At 66.5% G+C, this 24,936-nt stretch carries 23 protein-coding genes; 13 read left to right on the plus strand and 10 right to left on the minus strand.

What is annotated here, in order from left to right; all coding sequences use genetic code 11:
* Positions 1 to 119: 119 nt before the first annotated feature.
* The 3 genes from IFR23_RS06035 to IFR23_RS06045 all read right to left on the minus strand — a co-directional run bounded on the left by IFR23_RS06035 (position 120) and on the right by IFR23_RS06045 (position 5,979).
* Positions 120 to 1,388 (minus strand): DUF445 domain-containing protein, encoded by a 1,269-nt coding sequence (locus IFR23_RS06035; protein ID WP_244655486.1) that lies wholly within the window; start codon positions 1,386 to 1,388, stop codon positions 120 to 122.
* 174 nt (positions 1,389 to 1,562) lie between these two features.
* Positions 1,563 to 4,790 (minus strand): efflux RND transporter permease subunit, encoded by a 3,228-nt coding sequence (locus IFR23_RS06040; protein WP_192975121.1) that lies wholly within the window; start codon positions 4,788 to 4,790, stop codon positions 1,563 to 1,565.
* Between the two features lie 4 nt (positions 4,791 to 4,794).
* Positions 4,795 to 5,979 carry an efflux RND transporter periplasmic adaptor subunit gene (locus tag IFR23_RS06045; RefSeq protein WP_192975376.1) on the minus strand — a complete coding sequence of 395 codons (1,185 nt, stop codon included), beginning with the start codon at positions 5,977 to 5,979 and terminating at the stop codon, positions 4,795 to 4,797.
* A 207-nt stretch (positions 5,980 to 6,186) separates the two neighbouring features.
* Between IFR23_RS06045 and IFR23_RS06050 the strand changes: the two genes are divergently transcribed.
* Entirely contained in the window at positions 6,187 to 6,927 is a 741-nt protein-coding gene (locus IFR23_RS06050; protein ID WP_192975122.1) for an SIMPL domain-containing protein, read from the plus strand.
* A gap of 251 nt (positions 6,928 to 7,178) precedes the next feature.
* On the opposite strand, the gene IFR23_RS06055 is transcribed toward IFR23_RS06050, so the two are convergent.
* The 3 genes from IFR23_RS06055 to IFR23_RS06065 all read right to left on the minus strand — a co-directional run bounded on the left by IFR23_RS06055 (position 7,179) and on the right by IFR23_RS06065 (position 8,160).
* On the minus strand, positions 7,179 to 7,436 hold the full coding sequence (locus tag IFR23_RS06055; protein WP_056484797.1) for a GlsB/YeaQ/YmgE family stress response membrane protein: 258 nt from the start codon (positions 7,434 to 7,436) through the stop codon (positions 7,179 to 7,181).
* 93 nt (positions 7,437 to 7,529) lie between these two features.
* Positions 7,530 to 7,829, minus strand: coding sequence for a CtrA inhibitor SciP (gene sciP, locus IFR23_RS06060; RefSeq protein ID WP_107964584.1), 300 nt, complete (start codon positions 7,827 to 7,829; stop codon positions 7,530 to 7,532).
* A 103-nt stretch (positions 7,830 to 7,932) separates the two neighbouring features.
* Positions 7,933 to 8,160, minus strand: coding sequence for a hypothetical protein (locus tag IFR23_RS06065; RefSeq protein WP_107964583.1), 228 nt, complete (start codon positions 8,158 to 8,160; stop codon positions 7,933 to 7,935).
* A gap of 195 nt (positions 8,161 to 8,355) precedes the next feature.
* On the opposite strand from IFR23_RS06065, the gene mnmA reads away from it, so the two are divergent.
* Both mnmA and IFR23_RS06075 read left to right on the plus strand, forming a co-directional pair.
* Entirely contained in the window at positions 8,356 to 9,465 is a 1,110-nt protein-coding gene (mnmA, locus tag IFR23_RS06070; RefSeq protein WP_107964582.1) for a tRNA 2-thiouridine(34) synthase MnmA, read from the plus strand.
* A 14-nt stretch (positions 9,466 to 9,479) separates the two neighbouring features.
* On the plus strand, positions 9,480 to 9,728 hold the full coding sequence (locus IFR23_RS06075; protein ID WP_055881551.1) for a UvrB/UvrC motif-containing protein: 249 nt from the start codon (positions 9,480 to 9,482) through the stop codon (positions 9,726 to 9,728).
* 155 nt (positions 9,729 to 9,883) lie between these two features.
* Here the strand turns inward: IFR23_RS06075 and IFR23_RS06080 are convergent, their stop codons facing one another.
* From IFR23_RS06080 to pdxH, 3 genes are read right to left on the minus strand one after another with little or no spacing between them, the layout of a single operon-like run.
* Entirely contained in the window at positions 9,884 to 10,675 is a 792-nt protein-coding gene (locus IFR23_RS06080; protein ID WP_192975123.1) for a PhzF family phenazine biosynthesis protein, read from the minus strand.
* Between the two features lie 22 nt (positions 10,676 to 10,697).
* Positions 10,698 to 11,645: a cation diffusion facilitator family transporter gene (locus IFR23_RS06085; protein ID WP_107964579.1), complete on the minus strand. Its 948-nt coding sequence runs from the start codon at positions 11,643 to 11,645 to the stop codon at positions 10,698 to 10,700.
* Positions 11,642 to 12,220: a pyridoxamine 5'-phosphate oxidase gene (gene pdxH / locus IFR23_RS06090; RefSeq protein ID WP_192975124.1), complete on the minus strand. Its 579-nt coding sequence runs from the start codon at positions 12,218 to 12,220 to the stop codon at positions 11,642 to 11,644. The genes IFR23_RS06085 and pdxH overlap by 4 nt, the downstream gene beginning before the upstream one ends.
* Positions 12,221 to 12,332: 112 nt before the next feature.
* Here pdxH and ku point away from each other — a divergent pair, with 112 nt between their 5' ends.
* The 4 genes from ku to IFR23_RS06110 all read left to right on the plus strand — a co-directional run bounded on the left by ku (position 12,333) and on the right by IFR23_RS06110 (position 19,807).
* Positions 12,333 to 13,211 (plus strand): non-homologous end joining protein Ku, encoded by an 879-nt coding sequence (gene ku / locus IFR23_RS06095; protein WP_192975125.1) that lies wholly within the window; start codon positions 12,333 to 12,335, stop codon positions 13,209 to 13,211.
* Between the two features lie 192 nt (positions 13,212 to 13,403).
* On the plus strand, positions 13,404 to 15,926 hold the full coding sequence (ligD, locus tag IFR23_RS06100; protein ID WP_192975126.1) for a DNA ligase D: 2,523 nt from the start codon (positions 13,404 to 13,406) through the stop codon (positions 15,924 to 15,926).
* 370 nt (positions 15,927 to 16,296) lie between these two features.
* Positions 16,297 to 18,747 (plus strand): circularly permuted type 2 ATP-grasp protein, encoded by a 2,451-nt coding sequence (locus IFR23_RS06105; protein WP_192975377.1) that lies wholly within the window; start codon positions 16,297 to 16,299, stop codon positions 18,745 to 18,747.
* A gap of 175 nt (positions 18,748 to 18,922) precedes the next feature.
* Positions 18,923 to 19,807 (plus strand): transglutaminase family protein, encoded by an 885-nt coding sequence (locus IFR23_RS06110; RefSeq protein WP_192975127.1) that lies wholly within the window; start codon positions 18,923 to 18,925, stop codon positions 19,805 to 19,807.
* 137 nt (positions 19,808 to 19,944) lie between these two features.
* Here the strand turns inward: IFR23_RS06110 and IFR23_RS06115 are convergent, their stop codons facing one another.
* Positions 19,945 to 20,088: a hypothetical protein gene (locus IFR23_RS06115; protein WP_192975128.1), complete on the minus strand. Its 144-nt coding sequence runs from the start codon at positions 20,086 to 20,088 to the stop codon at positions 19,945 to 19,947.
* 94 nt (positions 20,089 to 20,182) lie between these two features.
* On the opposite strand from IFR23_RS06115, the gene IFR23_RS06120 reads away from it, so the two are divergent.
* The 6 genes from IFR23_RS06120 (at position 20,183) to IFR23_RS06145 (ending at position 24,932) form a co-directional block, all read left to right on the plus strand.
* Positions 20,183 to 21,118, plus strand: coding sequence for a DnaJ C-terminal domain-containing protein (locus tag IFR23_RS06120; RefSeq protein WP_192975129.1), 936 nt, complete (start codon positions 20,183 to 20,185; stop codon positions 21,116 to 21,118).
* Between the two features lie 82 nt (positions 21,119 to 21,200).
* The gene (locus IFR23_RS06125) at positions 21,201 to 22,076 is read left to right on the plus strand and encodes a YihY/virulence factor BrkB family protein (protein WP_244655510.1); all 876 of its coding nucleotides are present in this window, start codon (positions 21,201 to 21,203) and stop codon (positions 22,074 to 22,076) included.
* A gap of 23 nt (positions 22,077 to 22,099) precedes the next feature.
* Positions 22,100 to 22,891 carry an enoyl-ACP reductase FabI gene (gene fabI, locus IFR23_RS06130; protein WP_056054995.1) on the plus strand — a complete coding sequence of 264 codons (792 nt, stop codon included), beginning with the start codon at positions 22,100 to 22,102 and terminating at the stop codon, positions 22,889 to 22,891.
* A gap of 33 nt (positions 22,892 to 22,924) precedes the next feature.
* Positions 22,925 to 23,365 (plus strand): endonuclease domain-containing protein, encoded by a 441-nt coding sequence (locus IFR23_RS06135; protein WP_244655487.1) that lies wholly within the window; start codon positions 22,925 to 22,927, stop codon positions 23,363 to 23,365.
* On the plus strand, positions 23,362 to 24,429 hold the full coding sequence (aroC, locus tag IFR23_RS06140; RefSeq protein ID WP_192975131.1) for a chorismate synthase: 1,068 nt from the start codon (positions 23,362 to 23,364) through the stop codon (positions 24,427 to 24,429). Before IFR23_RS06135 ends, aroC begins: the two co-directional genes overlap by 4 nt.
* Before the next feature lie 56 nt (positions 24,430 to 24,485).
* The gene (locus IFR23_RS06145; protein WP_192975132.1) at positions 24,486 to 24,932 is read left to right on the plus strand and encodes a hypothetical protein; all 447 of its coding nucleotides are present in this window, start codon (positions 24,486 to 24,488) and stop codon (positions 24,930 to 24,932) included.
* Positions 24,933 to 24,936 lie beyond the last annotated feature (4 nt).

A 24,936-nucleotide genomic window follows, 5' to 3' on the forward strand; every position in this document is an offset into this window, starting at 1 on the left:
ATCTGATGCTTTTTTGGGGTCAACCTTTCCAAGTCTTACGTATCGGAGACAGCGACAAGCTAGCGGGCGATAATGCTGCTATCCCGCGTGAAATCGAAACAATCACACGCCGTCCGCCATCACAACAGCACATCGACGCTGTGGATCACCAGTCCGACCAGCCCGCCGACGATCGTGCCGTTCACGCGGATATATTGCAGGTCGCGGCCGACGGCGTTTTCCAGGCGGCGGGTGATCGTGTCGGCGTCCCAGCTGCGGACCGTTTCCGAGACCAGCTTGACGATGCCGTCGCCATAGTCCGCCGCCGCGCCGACCGCTGCGCGCCGCACGAACCGGTTGATCGTCCGCGACATGCGCGGATCGTGCTGCAACGTCTCGCCGAGCTGGCGCAGGATGTCGCCGAGCTTGCCGGCCATCGCCCGCTCGGGGTCGCGCGCGATCGCGAGAAGCGCGCCGCGTGCCTGCTCCCACAGCCCGTCGAGCCAGCGCTGCATTGCCGGATTGTCGAGCAGGTCGTTCTTCATCGTCTCGACGCGCTCGCGCATCCGGCGGTCATATTGCAGGTCCCAGGCGAGCCGATCGAGCCCCTCCTCCGCCTTCAGGCGCAGTGGATGCTCGGGGTCCTCCGCCATCTCCGCGAGCAGCTTGTCGAAGCCGCTGATCAGCTTGTCCGCGACGGTCGTGTCGAGCCCGGTCCAGCGCAGGATCGATCCGGCCTTGTCGTGGACCATGGCGCGGACGAGGTGGTCGTTCGCGGCCAGCGTCTTCGCCGCCCAGCGGATCGCGCTTTCGAGCAGCGGCGCGTGGCGGCGCTCGGCGATCGCGGCCTTGAGCAACTGGCCCAGGATCGGCGACACCTCCGTCGCGCGCAGGCGGGCGCCGATCCCAGCCTTGACCATCCCGCCGAGCCGCGCCGGATCGAGACCCTCGAGCACCTGCGCGACCAGCTTCGATGCGCCTTGGCGAAAGCGGCCCCCCGCCCCCTCGGGCGGATCGGTCAGCCAGCGGGCGATCGCACCCGCCACGTCGAGGCGGCGGGTGCGCCTGGCGATGACGACGGGGATCAGGAAATTCGCGCGGAGGAACTGCGCGAGCGTGTCGCCGATCCGGTCCTTGTTGCGCGGCACTATGGCTGTGTGCGGGATCGGCAGGCCGAGCGGATGGCGGAACAGCGCGGTCACCGCGAACCAGTCCGCGAGGCCGCCGACCATCGCCGCCTCGGCGAACGCGCGGACGAACGCGAAGGCGGGGTGGACGGGGACGAGCGCGCGGCTGACGAAGAACGTCGCGGCCATGAACACGAGCAGGCCGGTCGCGACGATCCGCATGCGGACGAGAGCGGGCGGCGTTGCTTCGCTCGCCGGGCGCGTGCGGGTTGAAACTGTCATGCCCGAAACAATCCCCCAGCGCGGGGATAGTTCACGACCGCCGCCGATACGGGCTTCGACCCGCGTGCGCTCGACCATGATGCTCGGGCGCGGCCCCTTCGCACTGCGCCACATGGAAGCCCCCCGCTGGCGCGAGGCACTATGTCGTCGCTCAACACGAGGGGCGCGATGGCGTCACTCGGCTGGCTGTGTGCCATCGCCGAGCTTGGGGGTTGCCGGTCCGAGCCGAGGACCCGACGGATGCGGTCCGGCGAGCCCGATCACTTCGCTGCCGTCGTCGCCGGGGCGATAGGTGAGCAGGCTGCGGCCGAGGCGTGGGCCGATATACCGCTCGATCCCGACCGCGAGGCTGAACGCCGCGGGGACGATCAACAGCGTCAGGATGGTCGACAGGACGAGCCCGCCGATCACGACGATACCCATCGGCGCGCGCCACGATCCGTCGCCGCCGATCGAGAGCGCGGTCGGGATCATGCCCGCGACCATCGCGACCGTGGTCATCACGATCGGCTGTGCGCGCTTGTGGCCGGCATCGACCATCGCGGTCCATACGTCGACGCCCTTGCCCATCTCTTCCAGCGCGAAGTCGATCAGCAGAATCGAGTTCTTCGCGACGATGCCGAGCAGCATCAGGATACCGATGAACACCGGCATCGATACCGGGTTGCCCGTCGCCCACAGCGCCAGCAGTCCGCCGAGCGGGGCCAGCAACAGCGAGCCCATGTTGACGAACGGCGGCAGCGCGCGGCGGTACAGCAGCACCAGCACCGCGAAGACCAGGAACGTGCCGGCGATCACGGCCAGGATGAAGTTGTTGATCATCTCCGCCTGGAACTTCGACTGGCCTAGCACGAGCTTGTTCACGCCGGTCGGCAGGTTCGCCATCGTCGGCAGCGCGTCGATCTGCTTCTGCGCGACGCCCGAGACGACGCCAGGCGCGAGATCGGCACCGATCGTCAGCTGGCGCTGTTGATTGACGCGGTCGATCTTGGTCGGGCCGGAGCCGAGCGTGATCTCCGCCACGAGGTTGAGCGGCACCGAGCCGCCCGAGGCGGTGGAGACCGGCAGGTTCTGGATCGTCGACAGCTCGCTGCGCGCGCCCTGATCGAGCGCGACGCGGATCGGGATCTGGCGATCGGAGAGCGAGAAACGCGCCGAGTTCTGATCGATATCGCCCAGGGTCGCGATACGGATCGCCGACGATAGCGCCTGAGTCGTCACGCCCAGGTTCGCGGCAAGATCGAAGCGCGGCTTGATGACGATTTCGGGGCGCTGCATGTTGCCGGCGACGCGCGGCGCGACGAGCGTCGGCAGGCGCGACATCTCGGCGACGATCTTCTGTGCGGTCGCATCGAGCAGCTTGGGATCGTCGCCACCGAGCGTGACGCTCATGTCGCGCGTGCTGCCGCCCCAGCCATTCTGCGAGCGGAACGAGACGCGCGCGTCGGGGATCGCTGCGAGCTGGGGTGCGAGATTACGCTCGAACTCCGTGCTCTTCATCTTGCGGTCGTCCTTGAGCGTCGCGGTGACGCGGCCGGCGTTGACCGAGCCGTTGGCGCCGCTGCGCGCATAGACCGACTGGACGTCGGGCTGCGATCCGATCAGCGCCGCGACCTTGGTCACCACCGCTTCGGTCTGCGCGAGCGTCGTGCCCGGCACCATGTCGATCACCGCCATCGAGGTATCGTTGTCCTGCGCGGGCTGGAACGTCATCGGCAGGACCGCGAACATCACGATCGTCAACAGGAAGGCGAACGCACCGAGCCCGAGCACCCAGAAGCGGTGATCGCGGAAACGGCTGGTAAGCCGGTGGATGCCACCGCGCGCCGCCGAGGCCTTGGCCTTGCCGGTCTCGAGCGTCCATTTGAGCGTGGCCATATAGCCATCCATCAGGATGCCCTCGCCGTGCGTGGCGGGGCCGGCGGACTTGAGGAAATACGCAGCCAGCATCGGTGTGACGAGGCGCGCGACCGCGAGGCTCATCAGCACCGAAGCGACCACGGTCAGGCCGAAATTCTTGAAGAACTGGCCGGAGATACCCGGCATCAGGCCGACCGGCAGGAACACCGCGACGATCGCCATCGTCGTCGCCAGCACGGCCAGACCGATCTCGTCGGCGGCGTCGATAGACGCCTGATAGGCGGACTTGCCCATGCGCATGTGGCGGACGATGTTCTCGATCTCGACGATCGCGTCGTCGACCAGCACGCCCGCGACCAGGCTGAGCGCTAGCAACGTCATCTGGTTCAGGTTGAAGCCGAGCAGGTCCATGAACCAGAAGGCCGGGATCGCCGACAGCGGGATCGCCAGCGACGAGATCACCGTCGCGCGCCAGTCGCGGAGGAACAGGAACACCACGATCACCGCGAGCACAGCGCCCTCGATCATCGCGTGAATCGCGCTCTCATACTGCATCTCGGTGTATTTGACGCTGTTCGAGCGCAGCACGAAATGCACGTTCGGGTTGCGCTTCTCCATCGCCGCGAGCTTTTTCACCGCCTCGTTGAAAACGGTGACGTCGGACGAACCCTTGGAGCGCTGGAAATCGAAGCTGATCGTCTGGCGGCCATCGATCGCCGCGCGGCTGCGCTGTTCGGCGTAGAGATCGCGGACCTGCGCGATGTCGGCGAGGCGCACGGTGCGGCCGTTGCCGACGTTGATCTGCGTCTGCGCAAGCGCGGCCGCATCCTTGGCGTTACCAAGCACGCGGACCGACTGTTCGGACCCGGCGATCTCGGCGCGGCCGCCCGCCGCGTTGAGGTTGACCTGGCGGAGCTGGGCGTTGACCTGGCTCGCGGTGAGCCCCTGGCTTTGCAGTTTCAGGGGATCGAGGATGACCCGGATTTCGCGACTGACGCCGCCGTTGCGGTTGACCGCGGCCATGCCGGGCACCGACAACAGTTCCTTCGCGACATTGTTGTCGATGTACCAGCTGAGCTGCTCGATCGTCATGTCCTTGGCGATCACCGAGTAGCTCGCGAGATCGTTGTCGGTGGTGTTCGCGCGGAACACCTGCGGCTCGAGGATGCCCTCGGGCAGGTCGCTGCGGATCTGTGCGATCGCGTCGCGGACGTCGGTGACGGCGCGGTCGATCGGCGTGCCGATGCTGAGCTGGACGACGGTCTGCGACTGGCCCTCGGTGACCGTCGAGTTGATCTCGTCGATGCCCTGGATCGATCGCACCGCGGCCTCGACGCGCTGCGTGACCTGCGTCTCGAGTTCGGTCGGCGCAGCACCCGGCTGGTTGATGACGACGATCGCGATCGGGAAATCGATATCCGGATCGTTGTTCACGTCCATCCGCATGAAGCTGACGATGCCCGCCAGCGTCAGGGCGATGAACAGCACGATCGGCGGCACCGGGTTGCGGATCGCCCAGGCCGAGATATTGCGAAAGTTCATGAGCTCAGCTCGCTTTCTTCGTGACCGGCTTCACCTTCTGGCCCGGCGCCAGGAACCCACCCGCGGACAGCACAACGCGTTCGGACCCGTCGAGCCCGCTCAAGATCGTCACGCCGGCATCGGAGACCTGGCCGATCTTGATGTCGCGCCGGACGACCTTATCGTCCGCGCCGACGACATACACGAAATTACCCTTCTCGTCGCTTTGCAGCGCGGAGTCCGGCAGCAACGGCGCCTGGGTAGCGCCGCCGAGGATCGTCGCGGCGGCGAACCCGCCCGGCCGCAGCGCGGGGTCGTAGGCGACCGCGATCCGCGCGATGCCCTGCCGGCTCTGCGGGTCGATCACCGGCGAAACCTGCCACACTTGACCGGGGAAGCCCTGAGTCGTCCCGACGGGAACGACCGTCGCACGCGCACCGGCATGAAGCCCGGCAAGATCGGCTTCGCTCAACTGCGCGCGCATCTCCATCTGGCCTGCCGCCGCCATGCGGAACAGCACGCCGGTGCCAGCGCCCACGACCTGACCCGATTCGACGCCGCGCGTCAGCACCAGCCCAGCGGCCGGCGCACGGATATCGAGCCGACCGTTGCGCGCGCGCGCCTCGCCGAGCGTCGCCTGCGCCACTTTCACGCGCGCGGCGGCGGCGTCACGGGTCGCAGCCTTGCGCTGGAGATCGGCCTTCGAGATGAAACCGCGATCGACGAGCTGCTGGGCGCGATCGAGTTCCGCCTGCGCGATCGTCTCGTCGGAGCGTGCGACGCTGACCGAGGCGGCGAGCGACGCGGCGGTCTCGGTCTGGACCGAGCGATCGACCGTCGCCAGCACCTGACCCGCCGCGACCCACTGACCCGGCTCGACCAGCACGCGCGTGATCATCCCGCCCTCGCCTGCGACGCCGACCGGCATTTCGCGACGAGCGGCAATCGTGCCGGTAGCGGAGATGGTGCGATCAATCGTCTTGCGGCCCGGCACCACGACCGAGACGGTCGGGACCTGCTCGACCGCGGGACCAGCGGCGGCTTCCTTCTTGCCTGGCTTGAAGGCGAAGATGGCAGCGACGATCGCCAGCACGAGGACGACCGCGATGATGATGTTGCGACGGCGATGCGAGGGCGCGGTATAATCGGGCAGCACTACCTGTTCGTCGCTGTCGCCCATTTGCCCGACAGTCTTCGTCTCGTAGTTCATGCGCGTCACAATCCCAATTTCGACCGGTCTTGTCTCGACCCGCACCGTCGCCTGCGAGCTGTGTTATCTGAATAAGTCACCGCGCTCAAGCCCTTTGGCTCGTGCGGAGCGCAGACATGCTTCGATTCCGATCTATCCGCAATGCCGTTCAGCTTGCGTTGAACTGTGTAGGACGACAGGCAGGCCGTGTCCCACCGGAGAGAAACAATGAAGACAGCATCGTTCCTGAGCGCCCTCGCCACCGTCGCGATTGGCCTGCCCGCCGTCGCTGCCCATGCGCAGGCCGCGCCGACGACCGTCGAGCCGATGGTCCCCGCCGCCGGGACCGTTCTGGACGTGACCGCCGAGGGGCGCACCACGCGCGTTCCCGATCTCGCAACGATTCGCGCAGGCGTCGTCTCGCAGTCGCCGACGGCGGCGGCGGCGCTCACCGACAATGCGCAGCGGATGGCGAAGGTGCTCGCGGCGTTGAAGCGTGCGGGCGTCGCGCCGCGCGATATCGCAACCTCGTCGGTCCAGCTCGCGCCGCAATATCGCTATGCCGACAACCAGCCGCCGGTCATCACCGGGTATCAGGCGACCAACACCGTCTCGATCCGCTTCCGCGACGTCGCCAAGTCCGGCACGATCCTGGATGCGCTGGTGGCGCAGGGTGCGAACCAGATCGACGGTCCGAACCTGTCGATCGACAAGCCCGAGGCGGCGCTCGACGAAGCCCGGACCGATGCGATCGCGCAGGCCAAGCGCCGCGCTGATCTCTACGCCAAGGCGGCGGGGCTGCGGGTGTCGCGGATCGTCTCGATCGCCGAATCGGGTCAGGATGCGGGCGGCCCGGCACAACCGATGTTCATGATGGCCCGCGCGTCGATGGCCAAGGACAGCACGCAGATCGCGCCCGGCGAGAAAGACGTGACGGTCACGCTCTCGGTGCGGTTCCTGCTGAACTGACGCTCTCTACGATCCTTCCCTGCATCTTCGATCCTCCCCCGCAAGGGGGAGGTGGCGCCGAAGGTGACGGAGGGGGAGGACACGGAACGTAGGCTTCCCTTAACGCCCCCTCCGACTGGCAAGTGCCAGCCACCTCCCCCTGGCGGGGGAGGATCGAGAGGGCCACTCACATCCAGCGAACATCTCCACGCACGAAAAAGGGCCGCCGGTTGCCCGGACGGCCCTGGTCTTCGCGTGACGATGCGAACTTTTTAGCGGACGCTACCGCGACGCACGAGGTTCACGATCGCGAGCAGGACGATCGCACCCAGCAGCGACACGATGAACGAGGTCAGCGTCAGCGGCGCGTTGTTGATCGAGCCACCCGACAGGATCAGCCCGCCGATGAAGGCGCCGACGATGCCGACGATGATGTTGAGGAAGATACCCTGCTGTGCGTCGGTGCGCATGATCATGCTGGCAATCCAGCCGATGACGCCGCCGATGATCAGCCAAAGAATGAGACCCATGATATTTTCCCTCCGTTGAACCCGTATCCGGGCGATGGCGGAAAGACGTGCGAGCGGCATTTTTTGTTCCGCCCGCGTTTTGAGTTTTGCGGCTCAATACTTTTGTTGGCGCTCGTACAACGACTTATAGTGCTGAATTCGCGTGACCCGCAGTCCGGGCATTCCCGAGCGATCGATCGCACGCTGCCAGCTGGCGAATTCCTCGACCGTCAGATTGTACCGCGTGCAGACGTCATCGACGCTCAGCAGGCCGCCGTTGACCGCCGCAACCACCTCCGCCTTGCGGCGAACCACCCAGCGCGTGGTGCTGGGGGGTGGCAGCGTGTCCATCGTCAGCTGCTCGCCCAACGGCCCGATCACCTTGCCGGGACGGATTTTCTGGTTCTCGATCATTTGAAACCTCTGGTCGGGGCGGGGGGCCCCCTCTCGATACGCACACACGACACATAGTCGCAGGAATTGAAGATCGGCTGAAACGCCGCGGTAAACAGCATCTTCATTCGTCCTTCCACCGGGTTAAGGCCGCTGCCATCGGGCCATTGAACGCACCATGAAGCGGCGCGAACAGCTTTGGATCGATCGCGGCACGAGCAAAGCCGGCCTGTACCGCCGCAGTCGGGCTCGCCGCCTGCCGGGCGGCGATACCGACGATCAGGACGGCCAGGTCACCCGGAAGAACGGTGACCTCTGCGTCGCGATCGAAACGGGGAAAACTCAGGTCCAACGGGATACTCGCGCTTACTCTCGGGATGTCAGGTATAGCGCAAGGGGGTGAAGGGACCGTAAAACTCCGCGAAAGACTTCGTGAACCTGTCGCTTTATTCCAATCACCCGTCGTATTTTCCGCTCCGTTCGTCTTGATCGACGTTAATCGGTGCATCTTTTTGCAACCGCACGCCGTCGCGCCTATGTGGCGACGATGGAACAATGTGATTTTCAGCTCGGCCCCGACATGGCCGGAAAGCGCATCGTCGTGGCGATGTCGGGTGGCGTCGACAGCTCGGTCGTCGCCGCGCTCGCGCACGCCACCGGCGCCGAGACGATCGGCGTGACGCTCCAGCTCTACGATCACGGCGAGGCGGTCGGCCGTGCCGGATCGTGCTGCGCGGGCCGCGATATCCGCGATGCGCGCGCGGTGTGCGACCGGCTGGGGATCGCGCATTACGTGTTCGACCACGAGACCAGCTTTCGCGAGCAGGTCGTCGACAAGTTCGCCGACGAATATCTGGCGGGACGCACGCCGATCCCGTGCGTCCAGTGCAACATGGGGCCGAAGTTCACCGACCTGCTGAAGCTCGCGCGCGATCTCGGCGCGGACTGCCTGGCCACGGGACATTATGTTCGGCGAGTCGAGGGGGTTGATGGCGCTGAACTGCACCGCGGTGCCGATCCGGCGCGCGACCAGAGCTATTTCCTGTTCGCGACCACGCAGACGCAGCTCGATTATCTGCGCTTCCCATTGGGGGGCCTGCCCAAGGCGCGGGTGCGGGAGATCGCGGCGGAGTTGGGGCTGGGAGTCGCGGCCAAGCCGGACAGCCAGGATATCTGCTTCGTGCCCGATGGCGATTACGCCGGGCTCGTGAAGAAGCTACGGCCCGAGGCGGCGGAGACGGCGGGCGACATCGTCGACCTCGGCGGCGCGAAGCTCGGCGAGCATCGCGGGCTGATCCACTTCACCGTCGGCCAGCGTCGCGGGTTGGAAATCGGTGGCAGCCCCGAGCCGCTGTACGTCGTCCGCGTCGAGCCCGAGACGAAGCGAGTCGTCGTCGGACCGCGGCGCGCGCTCGCGGTCGAGGCGGCGCGGATGACCGACATCAACTGGTTGGGCGGCGACTTCACCGGACCGCTGACCGCCAAGGTGCGGTCGATGGCGAAACCCGTCCCTGCCCGCCTGGTCGGCGACCGCGTGGTGTTCGATGCGCCCGAATACGGCGTCGCGCCGGGTCAGGCCGCGGTGCTGTATGCAGGCGAGCGCGTGCTCGGCGGCGGCTGGATCGCGGAAACCGAAGCGGCACTCGTCGCCGCCTGACGCGTTCAGGGCGGATGGATATCGAAGATCTACGCCGCCAGATGGAAGCCGCCGCCGCGGCGATGGATTTCGAGACCGCGGGCCGGCTTCGCGATCAGATCAGCGTGTTGCGCGGCGGTGGTGAGGTGGCGGACACCGCGGGACTGACTCGCCAGCAGCCCGGCGCAATGGGTCTCGGCACCAGCCAACAACGCATGACCCCGCCGCCAGGTTGGGTGAAACCTAAGAAGCCCGATCCGATGACCAAGGGGCGGAAGCGGTAGACGGTGACGCTGCGACCGGGTGCCCCCGCCCGATCGTCATCCCAGCGAAAGCTGGGATATCAGCCTGTGACTCCCGTCATCTGGCCCAGTATGAGACCCCAGCTTTCGCTGGGGTGACGGTTTTGGTCTGGGGTCGCACTTCCGTCGCCCCCTGCTCAAGGCAGCAGGAACGTACCTTCGATCGTCGTCACGCATGATCCGCCCAGCACCACCCGGTCTCCCTCAAGGCGACACGTCAGCTTGCCGCCGCGCGCACTGGCCTGATACGCGGTGAAGCTGTTCCCCAAAGTTGGCGCCCAATACGGCACCATCACCGCATGCGCCGAGCCCGTCACCGGATCCTCGTCGATCGCATAATACGGCGTGAAGACGCGGCTCACGATGTCGGTCGCCTCGCCCCGCGCGGCGACGATCGCGACGATCGGGAATGCCGATAGCGCAGCGAAATCCGGCTTGAGATTGCGCACGACGGCCTCGTCCTCGACGATCACGAGCGCATAGCCCTTCTCGTGCCACAACGTCTCAACGGGCTTGGCGACGTTCAGCGCCGCTACGATCTCCGGGATCGCCTTCGGGCTCGGTCCCCAGGCCGGCAGCTCCAGCGTGTAGCCGCTGTCCGCCCGCGCGACCTCGAGCATCCCCGCCTGCCGCGTCCGGAACCGCACCCGGTCGAGCGCGGTGTCCGACGACAGCACGAAATGCCCGCTCGCCAGCGTAGCATGGCCGCACAAAGCGACCTCCGCCCCCGGCGTGAACCAGCGCAGGTCGAAATCCACGTCTTCGTCATCCGACGCGACGATGAACGCGGTCTCGCTCAGGTTGTTCTCCTGCGCGATGTCCAGCAGCACGGCGTCGTCGAGCCACGCCGACAGCGGCATCACCGCCGCCTGGTTGCCGCCGAACGGCGTGTCGGAGAACGCATCGATCTGCGCGAACGGTATTCTCATGCCTGGAGCCTCACCCTTACGCTTAAACCCGCTTGCCGAACCAATGCGGCGTCACGTCCGCCTCGACCAGCGGATTGTCGGTGTCGACATGCCCCTCCGGATCGAGATGGATCAGTACCTCGACCTTCGGGAATGCGGTGCGCAGGTTGCGCTCGACCGCCTCGACGATGTCGTGCGCGTTCGCCACGGTCAGGTCGCGCGCGACCTCCATGTGGAACTGCGCGAAATCGTGGCTGCCCGATCGACGCGTGCGGAAATCGTGGATGCCGCGGATGCCGGGCTGGCGCGCGGCGACGTCGAGGAATTGCGCGCGGAAATCTTCGGGCCATTCCTTGTCCATCAGCTGGTCGATCGCGTTCGACGATGCCTGGAACGCGCCCCAGGCGAGCCACAGCGCGATGACGATGCCGAAGATCGGATCCGCGCCGCTCCACCCGACATATTGATCGAGCACCAGCGCGACGATCACCGAGCCGTTGAGCAGCACGTCTGACTGGTAATGGACGTTGTCCGCGAGGATCGCGACCGAGCCGGTCTGGCGGATGATGCGACGCTGATAGGATAGCAGGACCACCGTCGCGGCGATCGCGATCACCGACACGCCGATGCCGAAATCGGCCCCGGTGGTCGGCTGCGGATCGCCGAACGCGAGGATCGCGCGCCACGCGATACCGACCGCCGACGCGGTGATCAGCATGACCTGGAACAGCGCCGCGAGCGCCTCCGCCTTGCCATGGCCGAAGCGGTGATCGTGATCCGCCGGCGTCGCCGCCAGCCGCACGCCGTACAGCGTGACCAGCGACGCGAGCAGGTCGAGCGCGGTATCGGCGAGCGAGCCGAGCATCGCCACCGAGCCCGTCGACCACGCCGCAAAGCCCTTCAGCAGCAGCAGGAAACACGCCATCGCGACGCTGGCGAGCGCCGCGCGGGTTGCGAGGGGTATGACCCTGCGACGTTCGTCCTGCGTCATGGGAACAGCAGCCCTTCGCTCCAGTCGCCGCCTTCGCGCGTGAACAGCCGGCGTTCGTGAAGGCGATGCGCGCGGTCCTGCCACAGTTCGATGCGGTCGGGCGCGATCCGGTAGCCACCCCAATGCGGCGGGCGGGGCACGTCGCCACCCTCGAACCGCGCCTGCATTTCGGCGAAACGATGTTCGAACGTCTCGCGCGAATCCAGCGGGCGCGACTGGTCCGACGCCCAGGCGCCAAGCTGTGAATCACGACCGCGCGATGCGAAATAGGCGTCCGATTCGGCGTCGCTGACCAGGCTCACGCTACCCTCGATCCGGACCTGGCGGCGCAGCGACTTCCAGTGGAAGAGCAGCGCGGCATAGGTGTTCACCGCGAGGTCGCCTGCCTTGCGGCTTTCGCGGTTGGTGTAGATCACGAAACCATCCGGGCCGTGACCCTTGAGCAGCACCATGCGCACCGAAGGCCGGCCCTCCGCATTTGCGGTGGCGAGTGCTACCGCGTTGGAGTCGTTGATTTCTGTTTTGCGCGCCTCGGCGTACCAGGCGTCGAACAGCGCGATCGGATCTTCGGACATGGCTGCGCCATAGCGAAACTTCGGCCCGAGCGAAACCGCATCAGGGAACGACTCTGCCCTGCCGACGATTGATGGATAATCGAATCGTTTCCGCAACGAAGGAACATCCAGGGTGGCAGCGCGCGCATATTGGCAGGGGCAGATCCGTCTCGCCCTCGTCTCGATCCCGGTCGAGATCTATTCCGCGACCAAGTCCGGCGCGGCGGTGTCGTTCAAGCAGATCCATGAGCCATCGGGCCAGCCGATCCATTACGACAAGGTCGTCACCGGCGTGGGGCCGGTCGACGCCGACGAGATCATGAAGGGATATGAGGTCTCGAAGGGCGAATACGTCTTGCTCGAACAGGACGAGATCGACGCGGTGAAGCTCGAGTCGAAGAAGACGCTGGAGCTGACGCAGTTCGTCGACGCGAGCGAGATCGACGTGCTCTATTACGAGAAGCCGTATTTCGTGGTGCCGGCGGACGACCTTGCGGAGGAAGCGTTCATCGTTTTGCGCGAGGCGTTGAAACGGACGAAGAAGGTCGGGCTCGGCCAGCTTGCGATGCGCGGGCGCGAATACGTCGTCAGCCTGAAGCCGTGTGGGCGCGGCATGGTGCTGGAGACGCTCCGCTACGCCGACGAGGTGCACAAGGCGCAGGGCTATTTCCGCGAGATCCCGGACGACAAGCCGTCCGAGGAACTGCTCGAACTCGCCGAGGCGCTGATCGAGAAGCGCAGCGCGGACTTCCACCCGCAAGAGTTCCACGATCGCTATGTCGATGCGCTGAAAGATTTGATCGAACGCAAGCGCAAGGCGAACGGGAAGAAGATCATCGAGGACAAGGATACGGGGGCGAAGACGGGGTCGAACGTGGTCGATCTGATGGCGGCGTTGAAGAAGTCGATGGAGAAGAGCGGGGGTGCGGAGAAGGCGCCGGCGAAGAAGGCCCCTGCCAAGCGGGCGCCGGCAAAAACCGCTGCCAAAACGCCAGCGAAGAAACGTGCGTAACGCTTCTCCTTGTTTCCCCGCGAAGGCGGGGACCCAGACTGGGCTCCCGCCTTCGCGGGAGAACAAACTTGTTGAGGTTGCCACCCCCTGCCCCGTCATCCCAGCGAAAGCTGGGATCTCCCTATCGCAGACCGTGCCCCTGCCGCGCGAGGTCCCGGCTTTCGCCGGGATGACGAAGACGGGACGCTATTGATGGTCACGCCCCCGGATCCCCTAGCCCTCTACAATTCCAAGCGGAACTTCACCAAAACCGCCGAGCCCGCGGGCACGCTGGCCCCCGGCAACGGCAATTCGTTCATGGTGCAGAAGCACGACGCCACCCGCCTCCACTGGGATTTCCGCCTCGAAATCGACGGCGTCCTGAAAAGCTGGGCGGTCACCCGCGGCCCCAGCCTCGACCCCAACGAAAAGCGCCTCGCCGTCCGCACCGAGGATCACCCGCTCAGCTACGCCACCTTCGAAGGCACGATCCCCGCCGGCGAATATGGCGGCGGCACGGTGATGCTGTGGGACCGCGGCACATGGTCGCCGATCAAGGGCAAGTCGGCCAAGGACCTCGACAAGGGCCACCTCCACTTCGTCCTCGATGGCGAACGGATGAAAGGCGAATGGCTTCTGATCCGCCTGAAGCCCCGCGCGAAGGAGAAGCGCGAGAACTGGCTCCTCCGCAAGATCGACGATGCCGCGGCGGGGGGCACCGACACGCTGGTGGAAGAAGCGTTGACGAGTGTCTCTACCGGCCGCACGATGATCGAAATCGAGGAGGATAAAAAGCCGGCACGCTCCCCCCGCCCGTCATCCCAGCGAAAGCTGGGATCTCAAGCGGTGAAAACGGAACAGGAGCCGCGGGAGACCCCAGCTTTCGCTGGGGCGACGAAGGGGGCGGGGCGAGCGGGAAGCGCGCTGCCCGAGTTTCAGGACCTGCAACTCTGCACCCTCGTCGACGCTGTCCCCACCGGCTCCGCCTGGCTCCACGAGGTAAAATACGACGGCTACCGCGCACTGATCTCCGTCGCTAACGGCAAGGCGAAAGTCTTCACTCGCACCGGCCTCGACTGGACCGACAAGTTCGCCGCGATCGCCGACGCCGCCGCCAAACTCCCGGTAAAATCCGCGCTGATCGACGGCGAGATCGTCGCGTTCAAGGACGGCCACCCCGACTTCTCGACGTTGAAGGACGCGATCTCCGCAGGCGGCGACATGACGCTTTTCGCGTTCGACCTGCTCGCACTCGACGGCAAGGACCTGACCGGCCTCTCCAACCTCGACCGCAAGGCGCGTCTCCAACCCCTGATTCCCGAGGACGAAGACCGCCTCCGCTACTCCGATCACGTCATCGGCGCGGGCGAGCAACTGTTCGAGACGATGTGCCGCGAAGGCCTCGAAGGCATCGTGTCGAAACGCGCCGACGCGCCCTATGCCGGCAAGCGGACCAAGGCGTGGCTCAAGGTCAAATGCACACACCGCCAGGAATTCGTGATCGTCGGCTGGCTGCCGTCCGACAAGAAGCGTGGGTTCAAATCGCTGCTGCTCGGCGTGCGCGAGGGTAAAGGCTATCGGTACGCGGGGAAGGTCGGCACCGGGTTCGACCAGGCGTTGATGGACGAGATCCGCGACAAGCTCGACGCGCTCGACCGCAAGACCCCGACCGTCGAGGCGCCTAAGGCGGCGGTCCGCGGCGCGAAATGGGTCACGCCGAAACTCGTCGCGGAGGTCGCCTTTGCCGAGGTAACGCCCGACGGCGTGCTACGCCATTCGAGCTTCATCGGCCTGCGCGAGGACAAGGCGGCGAAGGACGTCGTCGCCGAAACCCCTGCCCCGCTGCCGGACGTTGACCAAAACGCCGCGCCTCAGACCAGTATAAAGGTCAGCAGCCGGGACCGCGTGATCTTCGACAAGTCGGACGTCACGAAGGGCGATCTCGCGGACTATTACGTCGCGGTCTCGGGGATCATGCTGCCGGTCGCGGGAAACCGCCCGATCAGCCTCGTCCGCTGCCCGCAAGGTCGATCACGTGCGTGCTTCTTCCAGAAACACGATGCCGGAAGCTTCGGCGACGCTGTCCACAAGGTACCGATCCGCGAGAAGGACGGCTCGACCGAAGACTATCTGTACGTCGACGACGCCGACGGGCTGGTCGCCTGCGTGCAGATGGGCACGATCGAGTTCCACGGCTGGGGCTCGTCGAACGCGACCTTGGATAAGCCGGACCGATTGATATTCGATCTCGATCCCGACGAGGGGCTCGACTTCGGCGACACCAAGAAGGCAGCCGAGCATTTGAAGAACCAGCTCGCCGAACTCGGGCTGGTCAGCTTCCCGATGCTCTCGGGCGGCAAGGGCGTGCACGTGGTCGTGCCGCTGACGCCGGACGCGGAATGGCCGGCGGTGAAGGACTTCGCCGATCGCTTCGCGCGGGCGATGGCGGGGGCGGATCCTGAGCGCTTCGTTGCGACGATGGCGAAGGCGAAACGCAAGGGGCGGATCTTTATCGACTGGCTGCGCAACCAGCGCGGCGCGACGGCGGTGATGCCGTATTCGGCTCGGGCGAGAGCGGGGGCGCCGGTGGCGGCACCGGTGTCTTGGACCGAGTTGCGGGATACCGAAACGGCGGCGAGATGGGGTGTGCGGGATGGCGCGGAGTTGATCGAGCGGGCAGGGTCGCGGGCGCTGGCGGGCTGGGGTGTGGCGGATCAGGTGCTGCCGGATTTGTGAGCGGCTCCCTCCACCAGCACCACCCCGGCGGAGGCCGGGGCCCAGTTGGTGAACGCTGCCTTCGGAGGGCAGCGCTCCGTTACGACCACCTTTCCAACTGGGCCCCGGCCTTCGCCGGGGTGGCGGCATTGGTGGGCGCCATACCTTACTGCTGTTCCCCCGCGAACGCGGGGGGCCAGGGTAACTGCACGCAGCGCTTGGGATTCCTGGCCCCCCGCGTTCGCGAGGGAACAGGAGTAACGCGCGGCCTTGGCGACAATTTATGTTGCACCGCCGCGTCTAAAGGTGAAACACCGCCGCCTGTATTCGGGGGCTTGAGGCATTGAACACGGCGGACACGGCGACGCACACCGCGCCCCTTTTCGACGCGATGATCCATGCCGAGCGCTGGATCGCCGACTATTGCGCGCGCACCACCGGCGCCGACGTGCTGTGCCCCGCTGAAGACGGTAGCGCCGCCCCCGCCTGGGCGGCGATGTTCGCCGAGCTGGCCACGGTCGCCTCGGACGACCTCGGCCACATCCGCGAACGCGTCCAGCGGCATGCGGTCGATATCGGCACCGGCTTCAGGATCGCCGACGAACCCGACGAGCGACCCTGGCCCGTCTCGCCCGTCCCGCTGCTGATCGAGGCCGGCGAATGGGCGGGGATCGAGCGTGGCGTCATCCAGCGCGCGACGCTGATGGAGACGGTAATCGCCGACCTCTACGGCGCGGGAAAGCTCGTCGCCGACGGCCACATCCCCGCCGCGCTGGTCACCGGCAGTCCGTTCTTCCTGCGACCGATGGTCGGGCTCGACCCGCCCGGCGGCCGCCATCTCGATTTCATCGCGATCGACCTCGGCCGCGGACCGACCGGCGAGTGGCGCGTACTCGCGGATCACCTCCGCGCACCCGCTGGCGCCGGCTACGCGCTGGAGAATCGGATCGCCGTCAGCCGGACGCTCGGCGGGTTGCAGGATCGGCTCAACGTCCAGCGTCACGCGCCGTTCTTCGCCGCCTTCCGCGCCGGGATCGCGGCGATGTGCAAGCGGACAGACCCGCGGATCGGGCTGCTCACCCCCGGCCGGTTCAACCCGAGTTATCCCGAACAGGCGCATCTCGCGCGCTATCTCGGGCTGCTGCTGGTCGAGGGCGCCGATCTCGCCGCGCTCGAGGACAAGGTCTATGTCCGCACCATTGGCGGCCTCAAGCGGATCGACGCTCTGTGGCGGCGGCTCGACCCGCGGCTGCTCGATCCGCTGGCGTTCGACACGCATTCGCAGATCGGCGTGCCGGGGCTGATCGACGCGTACGCCGCCGGCAACGTCGTGCTGTCGAACGCGCCGGGCTCCGCCGTGCTGGAGGCACCGGCGTTCTCGGCGTTCCTGCCGCAGCTTGCGAAATCGCTGCTCGGGGAAGACCTGCTGCTCCCCAACATCGCGACGTGGTGGTGTGGGCAGGACGGCGCGCGGGCGCAGGTCGAGGCGAATTTCGATCGCCTGCTGATCGGTCCGGCGTTCCATGCGCGGCCTCTCGGCATGACCGGTGCACCGACCGCAGGCGCCGACATCACCGGCGAAGACCGGACGCGCCTGCTCGCCGACATGGCGAACAGGCCGCAGGATTATGTCGGGCAGGAACTGGTCCAGCTCTCGACGATGCCGGTCGTGGTCGGCGATGCGCTGGTCCCCCGCCCCTTCACCCTGCGTGTCTTCGCGGCGCGTAACGGCGATGGCGAATGGACCGTCCTCCCCGGCGGGTTCGCGCGGATCGGCGAGCATCCCGACGCGCGGGCGGCGGTGATGGGCGAAGGCATCTGGTCCGCCGACGTCTGCATCTATGGTGCCGAGCCGGTTGCGCCGGTATCGCTGCTGACCGCCGCGGACTCGCTCCAGGTGCGGCGCAATCCGGGGACGTTGCCGAGCCGGGTGGCGGACAATTTCTACTGGCTCGGGCGGTATCTGGAGCGCGGCGAGGCTCTGCTCGGCGCGATCCGCGTGATGCTCGGCAATTCGATCGACGTCGACGGCGGTGCGGTGCTGTCGCCGACCACGGTCGGCAAGCTGGTCGGGCTGATCGTCGGGGCGGGCAGCGCGCCGCACCCGCCGAGCTTACGCCGCGCGGACCTGACCGCGCTCGCCCGCACCGCAATGGAGGACGAGCGCTGGCAGTCGATCCTGACGCTCAACCGCCACGCGCGCGAGATCGGCGAAGGATCGCGCGATCGGTTGTCGGCGGACATGGTGCGGCTGCTCGAGGCGCCCTTCCCGACGCATCGCGGGATGCTGGAGCGGGCCGGGTCGCTGCAACGGCGCTACGCTGCGATCGCGGGGCTGTCCGCCGAGCATATGGGGCGGACGGCGGCGTGGCGCTTTCACGATCTCGGGCGGCGGATCGAGCGGGCGATGGCGATGGCGCGCGCGATCCGGCTGTTCGGGATGCCGGGGGCGTCACCGGACGATCTGTCGGTGCTGCTCGATCTGGCCGACAGCCAGATCAGTTATCGGCAGCGCTATCCGACCGGCATCGCGCGGGTGCCGGTGATGGATCTGGTGGCGCTTGATCCGGGCAATCCTCGGTCGTTGGCGTTTTCAGCGGAGCGGATTGCGGCGCGGCTGGCGGAGTTGCCGGTGCTGAGCGACGACGAGATGGCGGAGCCGCAACAGGCTCAAGCGACCAGGTTGCAGGCGATCGTGGTGACCGCGACGGCCGCGGAACTGGATGCGGAGACGCTGGGGGATATCGAGCGACGGCTCGGCGCGGTGTCGGATGCGCTGGCGCGGCGGTATTTCCTGCAGGGGGCCGAGCCGTTGCGGACTAGCGGGCTGACGTTGGCGTGAGGGGCGGTGTGAGCGTGCGCAACCTACTCCCTCTCCCCAGAGGGGAGAGGGTCGGGGTGAGGGGCAGCCAAGCAGTGCTGAGCCTGGAACAGCCCCTCACCCCAGCCCTCTCCCCGGAGGGGAGAGGGAGCAAGAAGAGGGCGTCCCTCTCAGCTACGGGCATCGGTTTGCGGTCATGATCTACGACATTCGCCACGTCACGACGTTCGATTACGGCGCGAGCGTGAAATTCGCGCGCTGCAATCTGCGGTTGAAGCCGATCGACTGGCCGGGGCAGCATCTGGATAGCTATGCGCTGTCGGTGCATCCGGCCGGGCGTACCAGCGGGGCGCGGGCAGAGGCGGGGCTGGCCAACGTGACGCGATTGGTCGTCGACAGCCCGGTTCGCCACCTGACGATCGAGAGCCGGTCGCGGATGACGGTCGACCGGCTCGTGCCCGTCCCCGACGCGAGCGATCCGACGCTGGGCGAGATCGCGGCGATGGCGCGGGCGAGCACCGATCTTTCCGCGGCGAGTCCGGCGAACTACATCTATCCCTCGCCGCTGATCCCGCTCGACCAGGCGATCGCCGACTATTGCGCGGTCGATCTCGACCCTTCGCGCGGCGCGCTGGAGGCCGGGATCGCGCTCGCGCGCCGGATCCAGGTTGAGTTCGAATTCGATGCGGACGCGACGTTGGTCGATACGCCGCCCCACGAGGCGTTCCTCCAGCGCAAGGGCGTGTGCCAGGATTTCGCGCAGATCATGATCACCGGCTTGCGCGCGGCGGGGCTGCCGGCGGCGTATGCGTCGGGGTATATCCGGACGATCCCCCCCGAGGGTCAGCCGCGGCTGGTCGGGGCGGATGCGACGCATGCGTGGGTGTTGTTGTGGTGCGGCCCGATGCGCGGCTGGGTCGGGGTCGATCCGACCAACGGGATCTGGATGGCGAGCGATCACATCGTGATGGCGGTCGGGCGGGACTATGCCGAGATCGCGCCGGTCGACGGGGTGGTGCTCGGGTCGGGGGCGCAGAACATGGATGTCAGCGTCGACGTCGCGCCGTTGGAGTCCGCATAGGAGCGATGCGATCCTCCCCTGCAAGGGGAGGTGGCTGCCACTTGCCAGACGGAGGGGTGACGCCTTCTCGATGGCGGGTCACCCATCCGTCAGCCCAAGTGGGCAGCCACCTCCCCTCATAGGGGAGGATGAAGGCGTTACTTCTCGTCGTGCGGATTCGGATACGAGCCGCCGCCGCTCTCGCCGCCCTTGTCCTTGGCCGGCGCGTCGTTCACGCCGTCCTTCTGCTTCGCGCCGTCGTCATTCTTCGGCACGCCCTGCATTGGTTGCTTGTCGGTCATGATCGTTCCTCTCGTGCAACCAAACACCCCGCGCGCAATTGCGTTGCGCGGGCGCTCGCCCCACATAGACGCGCAAGTTAGAATGGGGACGTAAGTGGCCGATCCGTACAAGACTCTGGGTGTAGCGCGCGACGCGACCGAAGCCGACATCAAGAAGGCGTACCGCAAGCTCGCAAAGGAGCTTCATCCCGATCGCAACAAGGACAATCCGAAGGCGTCGGAGCGGTTCAGCACCGTTACCAACGCGTACGACCTGCTGAACGACAAGGACAAGCGCGCGCGGTTCGATCGCGGCGAAATCGACGGCGACGGCAACCCGGCGTCGCCGTTCGGCTTTGGCGGTGGCGGCGGGCGGCCGCAGCCCGGCGGCGGCTTCCGCAGCGAAGGCTATGAGAGCGGCGCCGGCGGGGCCGACATGAGCGACATCTTCGAAGGCTTGTTCGGCGGCGCGCAGCGTGGCGGTGGCGGCGGATTCTCCGGCGGCTTCGGTCGGCGCCCGCAGCCCAAGGGCGAGAATGCCGCGTATCGCCTGCAAGTCCCGTTCGTCGAGGCGGCGACGCTGGAGCCGCAGCGCGTGACGCTCGCAGACGGCAAGACGCTCGACCTCAAGCTCCCTGCCGGGGTCGAGACCGGCACGCAGATGAAGCTGGCCGGCAAGGGCGAGCAGGGTCCGGGCGGCGCAGGCGATGCGATCCTGACGATCGAGGTCCAGCCGCACAAGTTCTTCACGCGCGACGGTGACGACGTCCGCCTCGACCTGCCGATCACGCTGGCCGAAGCCGTGCTGGGCGGCTCGATCAAGGCACCGACGGTCGACAAGCCGGTGATGCTGACCATCCCCAAGGGCACGACCTCGGGCAAGACGCTGCGCCTCAAGGGCAAGGGTTTTCACAAGAAGGGCGGCACGCGGGGCGACCAGTTGGTCACGCTGATGATCGACATTCCCGCGAGCGATGCGGCGCTGACGGCGTTCGTCGAAAGCTGGGATGGTCGCGAAGCGGGGAACCCGCGGGGGGCCATGGGCGTCTGAACGCCTTGTGAATGATAATAACCTAACGCCCGAAGCGCGCGCGCACGATCATGGTGCGACGCGCGCCCGTCTCACCCGCGGCATGGCGAAGGTCAGGCCAGGCAGTTACGCGTTCGAGGTTTTCAAACGCGCGGCCGTCGGCGTGTTCAACGATGGCTTCATCCACGCGGGGAACCTCGCCTATCTCGCGCTGATGACGGTGTTTCCGTTCTTCATCGTTGCGGCGGCGATCCTGTCGATCTTCGGCCAGAGCGTCGAGACGGTGCGCGCGGTCGAGTCGTTCCTCAACGTCCTGCCGCCCAACGTCGGCGACCTGTTGCGCAAGCCGATCGCCGACGTGCTTGCCGCGCGGACCGGATCGCTGTTGTGGCTCGGCGCGCTGGTCGGGCTGTGGACGGTCGGCAGCTTCGTCGAGACGATCCGCGACATCTTTCACCGCGCCTACGGGATCAAGGCGACCGCGCCGTTCTGGAAATCGCGGCTTGGTTCGTCCGCGGTGATCATCCTGTCGGTGGTGATCGCGCTGCTCTCGTTCCTCGTGCAGGGTATCCTGACCGCGGCCGAGCAATTCATCTATCGCCTCCTGCCCTTTGCACAGGATGCGGCCGGGTGGGTCGGTCTGTCGCGGCTGATCCCTGGCCTGCTAATGTTCGGCGCGCTGTACCTGCTGTTCTATTCGGTGACGCCGTCGCGCTATCGCTATTCGAAGTGCCGCAAATGGCCGGGCGCGCTGTTCACCACCGCCTGGTGGGTCAGCGCGACCGCATTGCTGCCGGTGATCCTGTCGCGGCTTGGCGGCTACGACCTGACCTATGGCAGCCTGGCAGGTGTCGTCATCATGCTGTTATTTTTCTATGTCATCGGGCTCGGGCTGGTATTCGGCGCGCATCTCAACGCAGCACTGGCGGAACCCCCCGAAACAACGCTAGAGCAGCCTGCTACGGATATGCAGGTATAGGCGGGGACGGCGTGAACGGTTTGATGGCGGGCAAGCGTGGGCTGATCATGGGCTTGGCGAACGACAAGTCGCTGGCCTGGGGGATCGCCAAGAAGCTGTCCGAAGCGGGTGCGGAACTCGCGTTCAGCTACCAGGGCGAGACGATGGAGAAGCGCGTACGCCCGCTTGCCGAGCAATTGGGCGTGGCGCGGCTGTTCGATTGCGACGTGTCGGACATGGGTGCGCTCGATGCGACCTTCGACAAGCTGGCCGAAGAATGGCCGACGATCGACTTCGTCGTCCACGCGATCGGTTTTTCGGACAAGAACGAGCTGCGCGGTCGGTTCGTGGATACCAGCCTCGACAATTTCCTGATGACGATGAACATCTCGGTGTATTCTTTCGTCGCGGTGGCGCAGCGCGCGGCCAAGATGATGACCGAGGGCGGCGCGATGCTGACCCTCAGCTATTACGGCGCGGAGAAGGTCATTCCGCATTACAACGTGATGGGCGTCGCGAAAGCGGCGCTGGAGACGAGCGTGCAGTATCTCGCGGTCGATCTCGGTCGCGACAATATCCGGGTGAATGCGATCTCGGCAGGGCCGATCAAGACGCTGGCCGCGAGCGGCATCGGTGATTTCCGCCTGATCCTGAAGTGGAACGAATTGAACTCGCCGCTGAAGCGTAACGTGACGATCGACGACGTCGGCGGCGCTGGGTTGTATTTGCTGAGCGACCTGGCGAGCGGCGTGACCGGCGAGACCCACCATGTCGATGCGGGTTACAACGTGATCGGCATGAAGGCCGAAGACGCGCCCGATATCGCACTGGTATAACCCCTCTCCCCCTCCGGGGAGAGGGAGGGGCCCATGCAAAGCATGGGAGGGTGGGGCAAGGTGAGGCAACGCGACGGCACCGAAGCACTGAATCGAGCACGAGAGCTGAGGCGCAACGCGACCGAAGCAGAAGACCGGCTATGGTACCGCCTCCGCAATCGTCGTCTCGGCAACTTCAAGTTCCGCCGTCAAGTCTGGACCGGGCCCTTCATCGCCGACTTCCTCTGCATGGACGCCATGCTGGTCGTCGAGGTAGACGGCAGCCAACATATCGGGGACGTCACTTATGACGACAACCGAACCGCCTTCCTCGCGACCAAGGGATATCGTGTGATCCGTGTCTGGAACAACGACGTGATGCAGCGGATGGACGGCGTGCTCGCCGCGATCCTTGATGGACTCACGCGCGTGCCCTCACCCTCCCATGCATCGCACGGGCCCCTCCCTCTCCCCGTTGGGGAGAGGGGCAAGTGAGCTTCAATACGTTTGGACGGCTGTTCCGCTTCACCACCTGGGGCGAGTCTCATGGGCCTGCGCTGGGTGCGATCGTCGACGGGTGCCCGCCGGGGATCGCGCTTACCGAGGCCGATATCCAGCCCTGGCTCGACAAGCGTCGCCCCGGCACTTCGCGCTTCACGACGCAGCGGCGCGAGCCGGATACGGTGCGCATACTCTCGGGCGTGTTCGAGGGGCGCACGACCGGCACGCCGATCAGCCTGATGATCGAGAATGTCGACCAGCGCTCGAAGGACTATTCGGACGTCGCCAAGGCCTATCGCCCCGGCCACGCCGACTATGCCTATGACGCGAAATACGGGTTTCGCGATTTCCGGGGTGGTGGGCGCTCGTCCGCGCGCGAAACTGCGGCACGCGTTGCCGCCGGGGCGGTCGCGCGGCTCGTCGTGCCGCAGGTCCGTGTCCGCGCCTGGGTCGAGGCGATCGGTGGCGATGCGATCGATCCGGCCAACTTCGACGATGCGCAGATCGACCAGAACCCGTTCTTCTGCCCCGACGTCGAGGCAGCGCTTCGCTGGGAGGCGCTCGTCGACGCCGCGCGGAAATCGGGCTCGTCGCTCGGCGCGGTGATCGCGTGCGAGGCGACTGGCGTTCCTGCCGGCTGGGGCGCACCGCTCTATGCCAAGCTCGATTCCGAGCTCGCGTCGGCCTGCATGAGCATTAACGCAGTCAAGGGCATCGAGATCGGCGACGGGTTCGCTGCCGCCGCGCTGTCGGGCGAGGCGAATGCCGATCCGATGCGGCCGGGCGTCGATGGTCCAGAGTTCCTTGCCAACCATGCTGGCGGGATCGCCGGCGGGATCGCGACCGGCCAGCCGATCCGGCTCCGCGTCGCGTTCAAGCCGACCAGCTCGATCCTCACCCCGGTCGAGACGATCAGCCCAACCGGCGAGGCCGCGACGATCGCCACCAAAGGCCGTCACGATCCGTGCGTGGGCATCCGCGGAGTCCCCGTGGTCGAGGCGATGGTGGCGCTGGTGTTGGCCGACCAAGCGCTGCTGCATCGGGGCCAGTGCGGCTGACGCTGGAACATAAACAGGACTGAAACGCTTGCCCTTCAATAACATAGGAGAGCGAAATGCGTATTCTGACTTCGATCGCAGCGGCAGCGTTGATTATTCCAGGCGTGGCAATGGCACAGACAACCGGTGGTACCGGCGGCGCGATGGGCGGCACCACGGGTGGAACGATGAGCGGCGGCACCATGGGCGGCTCGACCGCAGGCAGCACGACCGGCGGCATGTCGACCGGTACGATGGATCAGGCCAACCCCTCGACCAGCACGCGCACGCAGCGTAGCACCAAGGCTCGCAGCCGTACGCGCGGTACGACGTCGGGCACCATGAGCGGCACAGGTACGACTGGCGGTACGATGTCGGGCACGACCGGAAGCACTACGGGTACCATGGGCGGCACCACCGGCACGATGGGCGGCACGACCGGGACCACGGGCACGATGGGTGGCACGACCACCGGTACGATGGGTTCGACCACGGGAGGGACGTCCGGCACTTCGCCGCGCTGATCCG

Origin of the sequence: Sphingomonas sp. CFBP 13603 (genome assembly GCF_014892665.1) — a bacterium.
GTDB lineage: Bacteria > Pseudomonadota > Alphaproteobacteria > Sphingomonadales > Sphingomonadaceae > Sphingomonas.